16 protein-coding genes and 1 pseudogene are annotated in these 16,272 nt (G+C 35.0%); 13 read left to right on the top strand and 4 right to left on the bottom strand.

From position 1 onward, the window contains the following. Window positions 1-27: 27 nt before the first annotated feature. The 4 genes from MHH42_RS18585 to MHH42_RS18570 are packed head-to-tail and all read left to right on the top strand — an operon-like array spanning window position 28 to window position 3,719. Window positions 28-1,035 (top strand): FecCD family ABC transporter permease, encoded by a 1,008-nt coding sequence (locus tag MHH42_RS18585; protein ID WP_016108954.1) that lies wholly within the window; start codon window positions 28-30, stop codon window positions 1,033-1,035. Continuing rightward, window positions 1,028-2,050, top strand: coding sequence for a FecCD family ABC transporter permease (locus tag MHH42_RS18580; RefSeq protein ID WP_016108953.1), 1,023 nt, complete (start codon window positions 1,028-1,030; stop codon window positions 2,048-2,050). Before MHH42_RS18585 ends, MHH42_RS18580 begins: the two co-directional genes overlap by 8 nt. A gap of 14 nt (window positions 2,051-2,064) precedes the next feature. Beyond that, window positions 2,065-2,886, top strand: coding sequence for an ABC transporter ATP-binding protein (locus tag MHH42_RS18575; protein ID WP_340893788.1), 822 nt, complete (start codon window positions 2,065-2,067; stop codon window positions 2,884-2,886). 14 nt (window positions 2,887-2,900) lie between these two features. Further along, the gene (locus MHH42_RS18570) at window positions 2,901-3,719 is read left to right on the top strand and encodes an alpha/beta hydrolase (RefSeq protein WP_001098325.1); all 819 of its coding nucleotides are present in this window, start codon (window positions 2,901-2,903) and stop codon (window positions 3,717-3,719) included. 44 nt (window positions 3,720-3,763) lie between these two features. Here MHH42_RS18570 and MHH42_RS18565 read toward each other — a convergent pair whose 3' ends face one another. Beyond that, complete coding sequence (locus MHH42_RS18565) at window positions 3,764-4,453, bottom strand: class I SAM-dependent methyltransferase (protein ID WP_016108951.1); 690 nt, start codon at window positions 4,451-4,453, stop codon at window positions 3,764-3,766. A gap of 87 nt (window positions 4,454-4,540) precedes the next feature. Between MHH42_RS18565 and MHH42_RS18560 the strand changes: the two genes are divergently transcribed. The 6 genes from MHH42_RS18560 (at window position 4,541) to MHH42_RS18535 (ending at window position 10,410) form a co-directional block, all read left to right on the top strand. Continuing rightward, complete coding sequence (locus tag MHH42_RS18560; RefSeq protein ID WP_340893785.1) at window positions 4,541-5,611, top strand: helix-turn-helix transcriptional regulator; 1,071 nt, start codon at window positions 4,541-4,543, stop codon at window positions 5,609-5,611. 308 nt (window positions 5,612-5,919) lie between these two features. Beyond that, on the top strand, window positions 5,920-6,147 hold the full coding sequence (locus MHH42_RS18555; protein WP_000849103.1) for a hypothetical protein: 228 nt from the start codon (window positions 5,920-5,922) through the stop codon (window positions 6,145-6,147). A gap of 397 nt (window positions 6,148-6,544) precedes the next feature. Continuing rightward, window positions 6,545-6,847, top strand: coding sequence for a metal-sensing transcriptional repressor (locus MHH42_RS18550; protein ID WP_000349642.1), 303 nt, complete (start codon window positions 6,545-6,547; stop codon window positions 6,845-6,847). A 204-nt stretch (window positions 6,848-7,051) separates the two neighbouring features. Next, window positions 7,052-7,258, top strand: a complete 207-nt coding sequence (copZ, locus tag MHH42_RS18545; RefSeq protein ID WP_000436968.1) for a copper chaperone CopZ — start codon at window positions 7,052-7,054, stop codon at window positions 7,256-7,258. Window positions 7,259-7,353: 95 nt separating this feature from the next. Beyond that, window positions 7,354-9,771 carry a heavy metal translocating P-type ATPase gene (locus MHH42_RS18540; protein ID WP_016108949.1) on the top strand — a complete coding sequence of 806 codons (2,418 nt, stop codon included), beginning with the start codon at window positions 7,354-7,356 and terminating at the stop codon, window positions 9,769-9,771. Between the two features lie 171 nt (window positions 9,772-9,942). Next, window positions 9,943-10,410, top strand: a complete 468-nt coding sequence (locus tag MHH42_RS18535; RefSeq protein WP_016108948.1) for a GNAT family N-acetyltransferase — start codon at window positions 9,943-9,945, stop codon at window positions 10,408-10,410. Window positions 10,411-10,441: 31 nt separating this feature from the next. Here the strand turns inward: MHH42_RS18535 and MHH42_RS18530 are convergent, their stop codons facing one another. After that, a complete protein-coding gene (locus MHH42_RS18530) occupies window positions 10,442-10,714 on the bottom strand; it encodes an HU family DNA-binding protein (protein ID WP_001043903.1) in 273 nt (90 codons plus the stop codon). A 141-nt stretch (window positions 10,715-10,855) separates the two neighbouring features. After that, window positions 10,856-11,073: pseudogene (locus tag MHH42_RS18525) on the bottom strand (formate/nitrite transporter family protein); the annotation flags it as partial. A gap of 66 nt (window positions 11,074-11,139) precedes the next feature. On the opposite strand from MHH42_RS18525, the gene MHH42_RS18520 reads away from it, so the two are divergent. Both MHH42_RS18520 and MHH42_RS18515 read left to right on the top strand, forming a co-directional pair. Continuing rightward, complete coding sequence (locus MHH42_RS18520; RefSeq protein ID WP_001091710.1) at window positions 11,140-12,033, top strand: metallophosphoesterase; 894 nt, start codon at window positions 11,140-11,142, stop codon at window positions 12,031-12,033. Between the two features lie 112 nt (window positions 12,034-12,145). Beyond that, window positions 12,146-13,363: a M20 metallopeptidase family protein gene (locus MHH42_RS18515; RefSeq protein WP_016108947.1), complete on the top strand. Its 1,218-nt coding sequence runs from the start codon at window positions 12,146-12,148 to the stop codon at window positions 13,361-13,363. Between the two features lie 57 nt (window positions 13,364-13,420). Here MHH42_RS18515 and MHH42_RS18510 read toward each other — a convergent pair whose 3' ends face one another. Next, a complete protein-coding gene (locus MHH42_RS18510; protein WP_340893781.1) occupies window positions 13,421-14,503 on the bottom strand; it encodes a chitinase in 1,083 nt (360 codons plus the stop codon). A gap of 268 nt (window positions 14,504-14,771) precedes the next feature. On the opposite strand from MHH42_RS18510, the gene gabP reads away from it, so the two are divergent. Beyond that, window positions 14,772-16,166, top strand: a complete 1,395-nt coding sequence (gene gabP / locus MHH42_RS18505) for a GABA permease (RefSeq protein ID WP_000360092.1) — start codon at window positions 14,772-14,774, stop codon at window positions 16,164-16,166. The last annotated feature ends 106 nt before the right edge of the window (window positions 16,167-16,272 follow it).

Genomic DNA, 16,272 nt, shown 5'->3' with positions numbered 1-16,272 from the left:
TACAATAAGTAAGGTGCGTTGAATGATATGCAGAAAACAAATGCAGTACCAGTAACTATATTATGTATAGCACCCATACTCATCTTAGCTACAGTTATACTTTCTATTTTGTATGGTGCGAAAAGTATTGATGCTGAAACAGTGTGGAACGCATTATTTCATTTTGATTCAAGCGATGTAAATCATAATATTATTATTACTTCACGTTTACCAAGGGTAGTTGCAGCTCTTTTAGTCGGAGCATTTCTAGCCATATCAGGAGCACTTATGCAGGGGATGACAAGAAACTATCTTGCATCCCCTTCTATTATGGGTGTGACGGATGGTGCAGCCTTTGTTATTACACTATGTATGATTTTTTTTCCAGGAATGTCATCAATCGGTATGGTTTTATGTTCAATGATTGGTTCTGCACTAGGGGCCGGTATCGTGTTTGGTTTTGGCTCACTTCTTCAAAATGGCTTATCTCCTGTTAGGTTAGCAATTATAGGGACAGTTATTGGAACATTTTTAAGCAGTGTATCAGCTGCGATGGCTTCGTATTTCCAAATCTCTCAAAATGTTAGTTTTTGGTTTAATGCAAAGTTAGACCAAGTGGACCCTAATATAATTAAAATCACGATACCTTTTGGGATAATTGGGATAGTTTTAGCGCTGTTAATAGCGAAATCTATTACCATTCTTTCTTTAGGAGAAGAAGTTTCTATTAATCTAGGGCAGCGTACAAAACTAGTAAAAGCGATGGCAATTTTATCAGTAATTTTTTTAACAGGAACAGCAGTTGCTTTAGTAGGAAAAGTTGGTTTTGTAGGCTTAATTATTCCACACATTACTCGCTTTATTATTGGGGTAGATTATAAGTGGATTTTACCATGTGCGGGTGTTATTGGTGGAGTTTTCTTAGCTTTATGTGATGTATTAAGTAGATTTGTAAACTATCCATTTGAAACGCCAATTGGAGTCGTTACATCTTTAATTGGGATTCCTTTCTTCCTTTATTTAATCCGTACAAGAGGAGGAGAGAGACATGCTTAAAAGTTCAAGTCAACGTTTTGGAATGACGATGGGGATTATTATATTTTTAATACTATGTGCCATTTATATTAGTTTAACGAATGGAACGTTTGATATTACGATTACAGATGTATTTAAAACACTTTTTAGAATAGATCCGTTACCAGAGCATGATTTAGTTATTTTTGAGTTTCGTCTTCCGCGCATTGTAATTGCTGGATTAGTAGGATTAGGATTAGGCGTTGCGGGTGCTGTAATTCAAGGGATTACGAGAAATGGTTTGGCGGACCCAGGTATTTTAGGAGTAAATGCCGGAGCAGGTACAGCTATCGTCATTTTTATGTTTTTCTTTCAAGGACAATTAAAGAGCACAGACTGGATTTCTATAATGATGATGCCGATGTTTGGCCTAGTTGGTGGATTAGGTGCAGCCATTATAATCTATCTGTTTTCTTGGAAAAACGGTAAGTTAGATTCGCAGCGACTTTTGTTAACAGGGATTGCAATCGGTTCAGGGTTTGGCGCATTCTCTATGTATTTATCACTCAAAATGAAATCATCTGATTTTGAGATGGCTGCAGTTTGGGTGTCTGGAAGCATATATAGTGCAAACTGGAAGTATATTATTGCTATGTTACCGTGGCTTATCATTTTAATTCCACTTATACAGAAGAAAGCTTATTTATTAGATTTATTTCAATTGGAAGAAACGAGTATTACGAGTTTAGGTGTTTCAGTAGAAAGAGAGAAATCAATTTTACTATTAAGTAGTATCGGACTTGTGAGCGCATGTGTTGCTGTTTCAGGAAGTATTGGTTTCATCGGACTAATGGCACCGCATATAGCGAAAAGACTTGTTGGTATTCAGCATAAGCATATCATTCCTACGTGCGGAGTAATCGGAATGTTTCTTGTAATTGCTTCAGACTTTATTGCAAAAACAGTTTTCAAACCTGTAGAGTTACCAGTTGGAATCGTTATTTCTATTGTCGGTGTACCGTATTTCTTATATTTACTTTATAAGGCGAAAGCGTAAGAGGAGGAATAAAAGTGAGTATTTTAAGTGCAAAAAATTTAGAAACGAGTTATGAAAAACTTACAGTGTTTCGCGATTTAAATGTGGAAATACAAGAAGGAAAAGTAACGACAATTATAGGGCCAAACGGGTGCGGTAAATCAACACTATTAAAAACGATGGGACGAATTTTAAAGCAAAAAAGCGGAAAAGTTTATTTGCAAGGACAGGATTTAAATACAATTCCAACGAAAGAAATTGCCAAGCTGTTAGCCTTACTTCCGCAAACTCCGATTGCACCAGGAGAGCTTAAAGTAGAAGAATTAATTTCTTATGGACGCTATCCACATCGAAATAACGTAAACAAGTTAACCTCAAAAGATAAAAAAATGATTGATTGGGCATTAGATATAACGAAAACTTCAGAATTTAGAACGAGACAAATTGCAAATTTATCAGGTGGTCAACGACAAAAGGTATGGCTAGCGATGGCTTTAGCGCAAGAGACAGAAGTGTTGCTATTAGATGAACCGACTACATATCTTGATATGTCTCACCAATTAGATGTATTGCAAATTGTAGAAAAGTTAAATAGAGAACATAATTGTACGATTGTAATGGTATTGCATGATATTAACCACGCAGCAAGGTTTTCCGATGAAATTATTGCAATGAAAGATGGGGAAATTGTTACAACTGGTAGTCCAGAAGAAATTATTACAAATGAAGTATTAAAAGAAGTATTTCATATTGATGCGCGTGTCATGATTGACCCGTATAATGGGGCTCCTGTTTGTTTCGGTTATGATAGTGTTGTATCTCAAGAAGAAAAAGTAGAAATATATGTAACGAGTTAAAAGGGGGAGATAGGGTGAATACTACTATTGAAAAACAGCAGATTATTACATCTAATACAGAACAGTGGAAAATGTATTCAAAAGTAGAGGGTAAGGAATATCAAATTCATATTTCAAAGCCGAGGCAACCAGCACCGGATTCAGGATACCCTGTCATATACGTATTAGATGGCAATGCCTTTTTTCAAACATTTCATGAAGCGGTTAAAATACAATCAGTAAGGGCTGAAAAAACAGGTGTTTCACCAGCCGTTATAGTAGGTATCGGTTATCCAATTGAAGGAGCATTTTCAGGAGAAGAAAGATGCTATGATTTTACACCTAGCGTAATTTCAAAAGATGCTCCTTTAAAACCAGACGGTAAACCGTGGCCTAAAACAGGAGGAGCACATAACTTCTTTACTTTTATTGAAGAAGAAGTTAAACCGCAAATTGAAAAAAGTTTTGCGATTGATAAAGGAAAACAAACGTTATTTGGGCATTCGCTAGGTGGCCTATTTGCTTTACACATACTATTTACAAACGTAAATGCCTTTCAAAATTATTTTATTAGTAGTCCATCTATTTGGTGGAATAACCGATCTGTACTTGAAAAAGAAGAGAACCTTATAAATGAATTAAACAATGCTAAGTTTGAAACAGGGGTATTCCTTACAGTTGGGTCACTAGAACGAGAGCATATGGTTGTAGGTGCAAATGAATTATCAGAGCGACTTCTCCAAGTAACACATGATAAACTTAAATTTAAGTTTTATGAAGCGGAAGGGGAGAATCACGCATCTGTTGTCCCAACGTCTTTAAGTAAAGGATTGCGATTTATTAGTCAAGTGTAGAAGAAGTATATGAAAAAAGGTAAGCGATTGCTTACCTTTTTTCATTATTGTTTTATTGCTACGTATCCATCAATTAAAAAGCTAGTGAAAAAGCGATTGATTTGAGTAAATCCACATTCCTCCATAATAGCAAGTAGATTATTTTCGGAAATAGGAAATATGTCTGTTTCAAAAGAATTTTCAAATCGGTCCCAATCTTCTAATGGAATTTGATTTTGTATCATGTAGTTTTGCCAAGCATTCAATTGTGCACAAAACATACTTGTATGGGGTACACCATTTATTGTAGAGAGAAAGAATGGAGCACCAGGTTTTAAACGCCTACTAATTTCATGAAGAAGCTCTTTTTTCTCCTCAATAGTTGGGATGAAATGAAGAACAAGCATACAAGTAGCGGTGTCAAATAACGAATTTGGTAATAATGAATGGACAGTTCCATGTACGAAGTGAATTTGATTCTGTACGCCTTCGTTTTCAATTCTTTTTTTAGCTAACTGTATCATGCTTTCAGATGGATCAACACCTGTAAAAGATAAATTGCTATTTTGTTTACCTATTGAGAGTATTTCTTGTCCACCTCCAGCACCTATAACTAGTAAATTCGGATTGATATGTTCTTTAGGGAGTGTAGTAAACAAGAAATGATTTATCATGTCGTATAGGGTGTAGTAGCTTGGGATTTTTAATGGAATTCTTTGTTCATATGAACTTACGGTAGTATCATTCCAATTCATTTTTGACCTCCTTAGTATATGTGCTATAGCTTTATTATGAAATAAATGTATGAAGGTGAACAATCCCATAAATCTGGGGGGAAGAGGATGTATGAAAAAACAACGAAAGAAATTACAATGGTAGCGAATCGTATAAGTTCTATAAGGACATTTCAAAAGTCATTTCTCCACTTGATTCGTAAAGTCATTGATTTTGAAGCCGCTTGTTTTACAATTATAGACCCAATTTCTTTTTTATCTACTGGGGCATTTACGGATGCAAGTGTTGAAAAGATTCATCCACAATTGTTTATGAATGAATTTCTAGAAGATGATTTTAATAAATTTAAATATTTATCAGAACACTCACCTCATGTTGCTGCTCTTAGTATGGCGACAAATGGTGAGCAAAAGAAAAGTTCTAGATACCGAAATATTTTACAACCAGCAAGTTTTGGAGATGAATTAAGGGGCGTTTGTATAAGTAAGGGGAAATGTTTTGGGCATCTTAGTTTATTTCGAGGGAGTACCAGTCCCGTTTTTCATATCGAGGATTGTAAGTACTTAGCAACGATAGTCCCAATTGCTGGAGAGGCTTTAAAAAAGGCATTTTCTATACCTTTTTTAGAAGAGAAGGTGATAGGGACAGGCACGATTATATTAAGTGAGGATTTTAATTTATTATATTCGAATCAAGATGGCAGCGATTGGCTCTCAAATCTTAGAAAGTATGAACAGTTAAATTTAAAAGAAATACCAAGGCTAATACGAGCAGTTTGTTCAAAAGTTAAGGCTACCGAATATAATGTAGATTGCATACGGAGAGAAGAAAAAGTTTGTATACCTTTAGCCTATGGACATTTTCTAATCATTCGGGCCAGTAAGTTAGAATGTACAAGTAGTTTTCAGGGTGGTTATGTTGTTCTTTTCGAAAGAGCAAGACCAGAAGAAATCTTTCCACTTATTATGGAAGTTTATAGTTTTACAACACGTGAGAAGCAAGTAATACGTAAAATTCTTACAGGTATGTCGACAAAGGAATTAGCCCAAGAACTGTGTATATCTATATACACAGTACAAGATCATTTAAAATCCATTTTTGAAAAGATTGGGGTAAGTAGTAGAAATGAACTTGTGTGGGAGGTTTTTTCGAAATTTTGCTTTGATGTTGATAAATAAAAATAAAACAAGTCTACTAAAACCACATGAAGTACGGTGGATGAGTTATAAAATAGGGCTGAAAAAAGGTTATGGATGAAACATTCCATAACCTTTTTTCATAAGTAGAATTGTCCTTTTTGAAAGTTTTGTTTCAACTTTTCGTCTAAAGAGACAAAAAGTTGTCACATTTTCGTCACAATTAGCATAAACATAAAATAGACGAAATGAACTTATTTCCAAAAAGGCTTGATTCATTTAAATCAAGAGGAATAGAGCTGAAAAAGCGCGGATTAAAAGTTCACTATATTCTCAAGGAGGTAGATCGTATGAAAACTATTCTTGCTATCGCTGGACTGATTTGGGTTCTATCACATGGCATCCCAATTTATGAAGGAGAACAAATTCGCAGTGCTCTGAATAAAAATTTTAATGAATATCATATCATTGATCGGCAAGATAATGTTGTGACAGTTCGAGTGAATGATTGTTTTCATACGGTGACCGTTGAAGGAACTTCAGTAGTGAATGATACAAAAGTATGTGATCAGCAATAACTATATATAGGAAGAAAAAAGTCTCAATTTAAACGTGTGAAGATTGAGGCTTTTATATTTGTAGGCGAATAATAAGCGGGGATGGACAATCCCCGCTTATTATTGTTTCAATTTATCCCGCTATTTGCCGGGCAGGCTACCAGTAAAAGCCCGATTGGGGAGTGCTAATTAAAGTTTCACTTTATTGGATTTTGATTGGAGATATAATGATTTTTTTACAAAAAGGAAAGGGTATAATAAAAATTGAGACTGAGAAGCTAATAATGTGTTAAGAATAATCATAAAGTGGAAATATACTCATATGGGGTATCATACATAGATATTTAATGCTATAATTAGTATACTCATAAAAGCAATTGTTTTATTGGATGAAGAGAAATTTTAAGAAGGTGATAATATGGATCATAAAGAGCATGAATCAGTAACACATAGATCAGAAAAAGAAAAAGAGCAAATTATAAATAGATTGAAGAGAATCGAAGGACAAGTTCGTGGTATTCAAAATATGATTGAAAATGATCGTTATTGCGTTGATATTTTAGTGCAAATTTCAGCGATTAATGCAGCGATGAAAAAAGTAGGAATGGGTGTCTTAAAAAATCATACGAGTCATTGTGTTTCAGGAGCTATTAAAAATGGAAATGGTGACGAAGCAATTGAAGAATTAATGACAGTATTTGAACGTTTTTCAAAAGCGTAAAAACAAGCTAGTATGTAACTGGCTTGTTTTTTTTGTTTACCCGTATATTGGATTTAGGTGTATTGTAGTGAAAAAGTGTGTGTAAAATAAACGTTTAGAAAATAATTGAAAAATCATGATACAAAACCATTGATTACCTTAGGGGGGTATGGTAAGATGTAGTTGTGATTAACAAACAATGAAGAAACAAGAGGAGGATTTTAAATGGAACAGTTAACATTAAAAGTTGAAGGTATGTCTTGTGGACATTGTGTAAACTCTATCGAAAGCAGTGTGAAAGAGCTAAACGGTGTTGAACAAGTGAAGGTTCAATTAGCAGAAGGAACTGTTGAAGTTACTATTGACTCATCTGCTATAACATTAAAAGATATCGTTGCTGTAATCGAAGATCAAGGATACGATGTTCAATAATTATTTTTAGATATGGAAATAAATCGTACTTTAAACGAAGTACGATTTATTTTGCTAATAATTATACCTTATAAGGGTATATAGAGGTGAGAGACATGAATGAACAAAAAGAGGCCAATCTTCAAATATCAGGAATGACATGTGCAGCATGTGCCAATAGAATTGAAAAAGGTCTGAAAAAAATAGAAGGTGTTCATGATGCAAATGTAAATTTTGCACTTGAAAAAACAAAAATAATGTACGATCCAACTAAAACAAATCCGCAACACTTTAAAGAAAAAGTTGAATCGTTAGGATATGGAATTGTAAGTGATAAAGCTGAATTTACTGTTTCAGGAATGACATGTGCAGCATGTGCGAATAGAGTTGAAAAGCGTTTAAATAAGTTAGATGGTGTGAACAAAGCGACGGTTAATTTCGCTTTAGAGTCGGCAACGGTAGACTTTAATCCTGATGAAGTCAGTGTAAATGAAATGAAGAGTACGATTACAAAGTTAGGATATAAATTAGAAGTGAAATCAGATGAGCAAGATGGATCAACAGATCATCGCTTACAAGAAATTGAACGACAAAAGAAGAAATTTATTATTTCGTTTATTTTATCATTCCCGTTATTGTGGGCAATGGTGAGTCATTTCTCATTTACATCGTTTATTTATTTACCTGATATGCTAATGAACCCTTGGGTACAGCTAGCCCTTGCAACTCCTGTTCAATTTATCATTGGTGGACAGTTTTATATTGGAGCTTATAAAGCGTTACGTAATAAAAGTGCGAATATGGATGTTCTCGTGGCACTTGGAACGTCGGCCGCTTATTTCTATAGTGTATATTTAAGTATTCAATCTATTGGTTCTTCGGAACATATGACAGATTTATATTTTGAAACGAGTGCGGTACTTATTACATTAATTATTTTAGGTAAATTATTTGAAGCAAAGGCAAAGGGACGTTCATCAGAAGCAATTAAAAAGTTAATGGGATTACAAGCGAAAACAGCTACAGTTGTGCGAGATGGAACAGAAATGAAGATTTTAATCGAAGAAGTGGTAGCTGGTGATATCGTTTATGTAAAACCTGGTGAAAAAATACCAGTTGATGGAGAAATTGTAGAAGGAAAATCTGCGATTGATGAATCGATGTTAACGGGTGAAAGTATTCCAGTTGATAAAACAATTGGAGATGTAGTAATTGGTTCTACAATAAATAAAAATGGATTTTTAAAAGTTAAAGCAACTAAGGTAGGTAGAGATACGGCATTAGCTCAAATTATTAAAGTAGTAGAAGAAGCGCAAGGATCGAAAGCGCCTATTCAACGGGTAGCTGATCAAATTTCTGGTATTTTCGTACCGGTTGTAGTTGTAATTGCTATTATTACATTTGCAGTGTGGATGATATTTGTTACACCTGGTGATTTTGGCGGAGCGCTTGAGAAAATGATAGCAGTACTTGTTATCGCTTGCCCATGTGCGTTAGGTCTTGCGACACCTACATCTATTATGGCTGGATCAGGAAGATCAGCTGAGTATGGTATTTTATTTAAAGGTGGAGAGCATTTAGAAGCAACGCACCGATTAGATACGGTTATTTTAGACAAAACGGGTACTGTGACAAATGGGAAGCCAGTGTTAACAGATATAATTGTAGCAGATGGATTCCATGAAGAAGAAATACTACGTTTAGTAGGAGCGGCAGAAAAAAATTCTGAACATCCACTTGCAGAAGCGATAGTAGAAGGAATTAAAGAAAAGAAAATTGATATACCAAGTTCGGAAACATTTGAAGCAATTCCTGGGTTCGGTATTGAATCGATTGTTGAAGGGAAACAATTATTAATTGGTACACGTCGATTAATGACGAAGTTTAATATTGATATTGAAGAAGTTTCTAAATCGATGGAAGAGCTAGAGCGAGAAGGAAAAACAGCAATGTTAATAGCGATAGATAAGGAGTATGCTGGAATAGTTGCTGTTGCGGATACTGTAAAAGATACTTCAAAAGCAGCTATCGCACGGCTTAAGAAAATGGGTCTAGACGTTGTTATGATTACAGGGGATAATACACAAACTGCTCAGGCAATTGCAGGGCAAGTTGGTATTGATCACGTAATTGCAGAAGTATTGCCAGAAGGAAAAGCAGAAGAAGTGAAAAAACTGCAAGCGCAAGGTAAGAAAGTAGCGATGGTTGGAGATGGAATAAATGATGCTCCAGCTCTTGCTACAGCAGACATTGGTATGGCAATTGGAACAGGAACGGATGTAGCGATGGAAGCAGCGGATATTACGTTAATCCGTGGTGATTTAAATAGTATTGCCGATGCAATTTTTATGAGTAAAATGACGATTAGAAATATTAAGCAAAACCTATTCTGGGCGTTAGCTTATAATGGCTTAGGGATCCCAATTGCAGCATTAGGTTTCTTAGCACCTTGGGTTGCAGGGGCGGCGATGGCATTTAGCTCGGTATCAGTCGTATTAAATGCACTAAGATTGCAAAGAGTGAAATTAAAATAATAAAAATTTTAATTTATAGAGTAATTGAAAATGCTTTTATACAAAAAAACAATACTTTGAATAAGTGTTGTTTTTTTGTTTGTATAAAAAGAAAAAAGGTATAATAAAGCAGCAATATTGAATCTTATTATAGTAGAAAGCCGAGTGTTAGTTTAGTAAGGAGACTCATATATGTTAACGGATATTATAATTAGGACATTCCAGAAAGAGGATTTAGAAACAGTATTACAATTGTTCTATGAAACAGTTCATACGGTGAATGCAAGAGATTATAACGAGTTACAGCTACAGGCATGGGCGCCAAAGCGACTAGATAGAGAAAGATGGCTACAGTCTTTAGAAAAGAATATTTGTTACGTTGCTGAGTATAGAGGTGTGATAGTGGGGTTTGGGGATTATAATGATGAGCATTACATAGATCGCTTATTTACGCATAAAGATTATCAAGGAAAAGGGGTAGCTTCATACATATTACAGAAGTTAGAAAAAGAAGCAGTGAACTTAGGGCACGGGGATATATATACAGAGGCGAGTATTACAGCAAAATCTTTCTTTGAAAGGAAAGGTTTTATTTGCATAAAGGAACAAAAAAAACAGCACAATGGTCAGAATTTTATCAATTATGTTATGAAAAAATAGCCTTCTCATAAACGAGAAGGCTATTTTTTCATTATTTTACAGCTTCTTTTAGTTCTTTACCAGCTTTGAAAGCAGGTACTTTAGAAGCTGCGATTTGCATTTCTTCACCAGTTTGTGGGTTACGGCCTGTACGAGCAGCTCTTTCACGAACTTCGAATGTACCGAATCCGATAAGTTGTACTTTTTCACCAGCAGCTAAAGCGTTAGTGATTGATTCTACTACAGTTTGTACAACTACAGTAGCTTCTTTTTGAGAAATCTCAGCATTTTGTGCAACGTTTTTAATTAATTCTGTTTTATTCATGTTTTTCACCTCATATGTAAATAATGCTATTTAAGTTGTTATTATAACGTATAAAACATTCGAGAACAAGTGTACGTAGATATATTCACGAAAAAAATGAAATTTGTAATATTTTTTAGGCCTACTTTATAACCATTCCATTTAAGCGGATATAGATTTGTTCTGTATTTCAGTCTTCTCTTTATTTGTAGGTAGTTTCTTATTATAAGATATGAAATAAGGTAGTTCTACAAAATACATACCGCCTACTAAATTCCCAAAGAAAACAAGAAGTTTGGGAAATATTCAATCCAAGTTACATGACCGGTAAAAATTGCAGCTGGGATAACAAACATATTTGCTACAACGTGTTGAAACCCAAATTTTTTTCATGTTGTCACCTCAATGTAACAAAAGGATTTTAAACTACATCTAGAGGTGAAAACATGAATACGCATCATGTAAAAAAAGAACAAAAAAAATCAATCTTAAAGAAACTTATTATAAGTTTCATAAGTATAGTAATGATTCCAGTAAGCTTGTATTTCTATGCGACAGAAATAGAACGAAAACTAATAACAGTTACGTGGAATGAAATAGAAGCCCCGACGATTCCTAAAGAGTTTAATAATAAAAAAATATTGCAATTCTCAGATGTACATTTAGGACCAGAGTTTACATTGAAACAACTAGAAAATTTGGTTGAGAAGATGAATGAATTGCATCCAGATATAGTAGTTTTCACAGGAGATTTAATAGATAAGTTTGGATCTTATAGTGCGGAAAAAGATGAAGCGAAGGTTATTTTGCAGAAAATTAATGCTCCCTTAGGGAAATATGCTGTGTTTGGGAATCATGATAGGGGCGGGGGTGGTAGTGTGTTTTATAAAAAGTATATGGAGGAAGCTGGTTTTTCTGTATTAGTAAATGAAGTGCAGAAAATTAAAGTGGGAAACGGCAAATATATTACAATATCAGGTTTGGATGATTTCTTATTAGGGAAGCCGCAAATAGACGCGACTTTAAAACATGTAAGGCAACAAGATTTCAATATGCTATTAGTACATGAGCCGGATGTTGTAGACAAAGTAGCTTGTTATCCAGTTGATTTTCAAGTTTCAGGGCATAGTCACGGAGGACAAGTTCAAATTCCTTTTATAGGTCCATTAATTACTACAAAATTAGCTGAGAGCTATGTTGAAGGTATGTATGAATTAGAAGGGAAGAATAAGCCGTTACATTTATACGTAAATCGAGGTATTGGGACAACCCGAATGCCGGTTAGATTTTGGAGTGTACCTGAACTTTCAGTATTTGTGTTGAAGCAAAATAGTAATTAGACGATTCTAGAATAGTAGGAGGACTTTCAGAGAAAGTTCTCCTTTTTATTGATTAAATACAGAATGTTATGTAAATTAAATTTAAAGTGTTAAAAAAGAAAGGGGAATTTCTATGATAGAAACATGGCATAAAGAGTTGGAAAGTTTGTATAACCAAATGGTTTCGTGGCGAAGAGATTTTCATCAATACCCAGAGCTATCGTTTCAAGAAATAGAAACACCGAAAAAAATAGCTGCAATCTTAAAAAGTTTTCATATTGATGTGAAAACAGATGTCGGGGGAAGAGGAATCATCGGCGTAATTGAAGGTGGGAAATCTGGGAAGACAATCGCGTTGCGTGCTGATTTTGATGCACTACCTATTCAAGATGAAAAGAAAGTTTCATATAAATCAAAGGTTCCGGGCGTAATGCACGCTTGTGGCCATGATGGACATACAGCAACACTTTTAGGAGTTGCAAAAATATTAAGTGATCATAGAGACCAGCTTTCTGGAAAAATAGTTCTTATACACCAACATGCAGAAGAGAAAGAGCCTGGCGGGGCTATCGCTATGATTGAGGATGGTTGTTTAGAAGGAGTAGATGTTGTTTTTGGTACGCATGTATCTTCTCAAATGCCTGTAGGAATTGTTGGTGCGAAAGCAGGAGCAATGATGGCGGCAGCTGATTCTTTTGAGGTGAAGGTTCAAGGGCGAGGTGGTCACGGAGGTATGCCACATCATACTGTAGATGCTATTATTGTTGCAACACAAATTATTAACCAGTTGCAACTGTTAGTTAGTAGAAAAGTCGATCCACTTCAATCCGTAGTTTTAACAGTTGGTACATTCCATGCTGGTCAAGCGGATAATATTATTGCGGATACTGCTACGTTTACAGGAACCATTCGAACGTTAGATCCTGAAGTAAGAGAATATATGGAGAAGGAATTTAGACGAGTTGTTGAGGGGATTTGTCAGTCTCTTCAGGCTGAAGTTAATATTCAATATAAACGTGGCTATCCAATATTAATAAATCATGTAGAGGAAACGAGTCATTTTATGGAGGTTGCAGAATGTGATCTTGGAAGAGAAAGGGTCATTGAAGTGCCGCCGATTATGGGTGGTGAAGATTTTGCATACTACTTAGAGCATGTTCCAGGAGCATTTTTCTTCACAGGTGCGGGTAATGAAGAAATAGGAGCAACGTATCCGCATCATCATCCTCAATTTGATTTTGATGAACGTGCAATGTTAGTTGGTGGGAAGTTACTTTTAAGTCTCGTAAATAGCTATTTACGAAATGGAGATGAATCTCTTCGTACTGTAGATATGGATGTGAAAAAGTAATTTACATAAATAAAAAACAGCAATAGGTTACTTTATATAACCTATTGCTGTTTTTTATTATTTTTGCAAAGGAATAGCATCAAAATATGTTCTGTAGTTATTGGAGAATTCAAAGTTGTTTTTTGCATCCCAATTAATGGACCAAGACATTAGACCACGAAATGCAGGGTAGCCATTTTGATTAGAAAGCTTATACTTTCCTCCGAAAGGAACGCCTTTAATGATATAATCTAAAGCTTTTTTCATTTCAGTTGGAGAAATATACCCGCCACTTGGAGCTGCTGCTGGTACCGCCGGAAGTCCAATCATTACTTGATCTGAACGAAGAGCGGGGAAAATATTATTTGGATTACCGCCTACAGGAAAGCCATGTAAGAGCATATCTGCCATCGCGACCTCGTAGTCTGCGGTTCCTTGATTATAATTATTACCGTCCATCCCAATGCCGCTACCAGCATTATAGTGTTGAACGTGAATATAAGTTAGTTTGTCTTTCACTCCGTAAATAATTGGTAAATATGCACCCCATATGCTTCCATATGCGCTATACCCGCCTTGAACATAAGCTGTTTCAGGGGCCATGCTTAATAGGAAATCTGGACCGTAATGGTCTGAAATCGTTCGAATTGCTGAGATAAGATTCACGATTTGAGGAGTTGTTGGGTTTTTAAAATTAGTGTCATTGCCGTTTAAGTAAATACCTGATTCAAGGTCAATATCTATTCCATCAAAACCGTATTTATCGATTAGAGATTGTATGGAATTAATAAAACGTTGTTTAGCGGCATTGTCAGGAAGTAAAACGACTCCATTTTGTCCACCTATTGAAAGAACTACTTTTTTTCCTTTACTTTTTAAATAGGAAATATCAGATTTGAACTCTGCATCTGTACCATACACAGGGGAAAATTCAACAGTGGAACGATCACCACCAGTTTCACCGAAAGATACATTTATTACATCCCATTTTGGTGAAACATCTTTTAATTTAATAATGCCAGTACCGTTATCAAAGTTATGCCAATATCCAACGAGTAATTTTGATCCTAAATTGTTTGCTGCTTTTGTTTGGAAGGGGGCTAGCGGTAGCAGTAAGAAAATTACTAACATACAACAAATGAATTTGAACTTGTTTAACATATCAACACTCCTATACACAAAGTTGTCTAGATGTATAATCTTGTTTCTTTAATGATATCTGAAAATTTTATCTTTTGTTAGGTTTAATAATTTTCTCAACAATTGTGTATGGAAAATTATTAAACCTAATGTAATAATTTATGAAGGAGGTGGATTTATAATTTTAAATTCAGAATATTTTGATATATTAAGAAGTGTAAGACAAGGTTTTTTGCATAATACTCTTACATAAATTTCAAAATAAAGTTTGGAAGGGGATGTACAAGATTTGGATAAAAATCTTAAGAAAGACCTAAAAATACGCCACATTACGATGATCTCAATTGGTGGTGTAATAGGGGCTGGTTTGTTTGTTGGAAGTGGTGCAGTTGTACATTCGGCCGGGCCAGGTTCTATCGTTTCATATGCATTAGCGGGACTTCTAGTCATTTTCGTCATGAGAATGTTGGGGGAAATGGCAGCTATTAACCCGACAAGTGGTTCATTTGCAACATATGCACGAGAAGCTATTGGTCCATGGGCGGGGTATACAATTGGGTGGCTATATTGGTTTTTCTGGGTAATTGTTATTGCAATAGAAGCCACAGCAGGTGCTGGTATTATTCAATACTGGATTCCAGACATCCCACTCTGGTTATTAAGCCTAATATTAACGATTTTATTAACGTTGACGAATGTTTTTTCAGTGAAATCATTTGGAGAGTTTGAATATTGGTTTTCTTTTATTAAAGTAATAAGTATCGTCTTATTCCTTTGTCTTGGACTTGCTGTTATTTTAGGATTTGTACCAGGAACGGAAGCACCTGGCACTTCAAATTTAGTAGGACAAGGGGGATTTATGCCAAATGGGATAAGTTCGGTGCTGCTTGGAATTACCGTCGTTATATTTTCATTTATGGGGTCAGAGATTGTAGCAGTAGCGGCTGGTGAGTCTGCTGAGCCTGTAAAAGCAGTAAAAACAGCAACAAATAGTGTAATTTGGCGTATTCTCGTATTTTTCATTGGATCTATTGCTATAGTCGTTACACTCCTTCCGTGGAATTCAGCAAACATACTAAAAAGTCCATTTGTAGCGGTACTTGAACATATAGGAATACCAGCGGCAGCACAAATTATGAATTTTATCGTTTTAACAGCTGTACTCTCTTGTTTAAATTCGGGCTTATATACAAACTCAAGAATGCTTTTTTCGATGGCAGAAAGAGGAGATGCTCCAAAGGTGTTTTTAAAATTGAACAGTAGTGGTGTTCCAGTTCGAGCAGTTTTATTTGGAACTTTCTTCGCTTATATTGGAGTTGTTTTTAGTTACATATCTCCAGATAAAGTATTTTTATTTTTAGTGAATGCTTCTGGTGGGATCGCGTTACTCGTTTATCTCGTTATTGCAGTTTCGCATTTAAAGATGCGTAAAAAAATGGGAAAAGTAGAACAAAGAAATTTGAAAGTGAAAATGTGGCTTTTCCCATATGTAACGTATGTTACAATTGCTGCTATTATAGCAGTTTTAGTTGCAATGCTTGCAATTGAATCTTTGCGTCCACAAGCACTTTTAACGATGCTTGTTACTGTTCTTATAATACTTTCTTATTTTATTTTTAATAGAAATAAAAATAGCACAGTTTTGAAACCTAAAAGTAGAAATGAAGAATCCGTTCGATTCTAATTTATTGTTTTGGAATAGAGTTACACCCAATCATTGCTATAAAAGAATCATATATAAACATAGAAACGAGTAATTACTATTGTCATAGTGAATATAAACTTTTTTC

It is taken from the genome of Bacillus sp. FSL L8-0099 (genome assembly GCF_038006385.1).
GTDB lineage: Bacteria > Bacillota > Bacilli > Bacillales > Bacillaceae_G > Bacillus_A > Bacillus_A toyonensis.
The sequence above is the reverse complement of the archived record's forward strand: the minus strand, read 5'-3'. Positions and strand labels throughout refer to the sequence as shown.

What these genes read in the sequence shown, in the direction of transcription:
- MHH42_RS18585 (WP_016108954.1), top strand. Translation starts at nt 28, where the DNA reads ATGCAGAAAACAAATGCAGTACCAGTAACTATATTATGTATAGCACCC.
- MHH42_RS18580 (WP_016108953.1), top strand. Translation starts at nt 1,028, where the DNA reads ATGCTTAAAAGTTCAAGTCAACGTTTTGGAATGACGATGGGGATTATT.
- MHH42_RS18565 (WP_016108951.1), bottom strand. Translation starts at nt 4,453, where the DNA reads ATGAATTGGAATGATACTACCGTAAGTTCATATGAACAAAGAATTCCA.
- MHH42_RS18560 (WP_340893785.1), top strand. Translation starts at nt 4,541, where the DNA reads ATGTATGAAAAAACAACGAAAGAAATTACAATGGTAGCGAATCGTATA.
- MHH42_RS18555 (WP_000849103.1), top strand. Translation starts at nt 5,920, where the DNA reads ATGAAAACTATTCTTGCTATCGCTGGACTGATTTGGGTTCTATCACAT.
- MHH42_RS18550 (WP_000349642.1), top strand. Translation starts at nt 6,545, where the DNA reads ATGGATCATAAAGAGCATGAATCAGTAACACATAGATCAGAAAAAGAA.
- copZ (WP_000436968.1), top strand. Translation starts at nt 7,052, where the DNA reads ATGGAACAGTTAACATTAAAAGTTGAAGGTATGTCTTGTGGACATTGT.
- MHH42_RS18540 (WP_016108949.1), top strand. Translation starts at nt 7,354, where the DNA reads ATGAATGAACAAAAAGAGGCCAATCTTCAAATATCAGGAATGACATGT.
- MHH42_RS18535 (WP_016108948.1), top strand. Translation starts at nt 9,943, where the DNA reads ATGTTAACGGATATTATAATTAGGACATTCCAGAAAGAGGATTTAGAA.
- MHH42_RS18530 (WP_001043903.1), bottom strand. Translation starts at nt 10,714, where the DNA reads ATGAATAAAACAGAATTAATTAAAAACGTTGCACAAAATGCTGAGATT.
- MHH42_RS18520 (WP_001091710.1), top strand. Translation starts at nt 11,140, where the DNA reads ATGAATACGCATCATGTAAAAAAAGAACAAAAAAAATCAATCTTAAAG.
- MHH42_RS18515 (WP_016108947.1), top strand. Translation starts at nt 12,146, where the DNA reads ATGATAGAAACATGGCATAAAGAGTTGGAAAGTTTGTATAACCAAATG.
- MHH42_RS18510 (WP_340893781.1), bottom strand. Translation starts at nt 14,503, where the DNA reads ATGTTAAACAAGTTCAAATTCATTTGTTGTATGTTAGTAATTTTCTTA.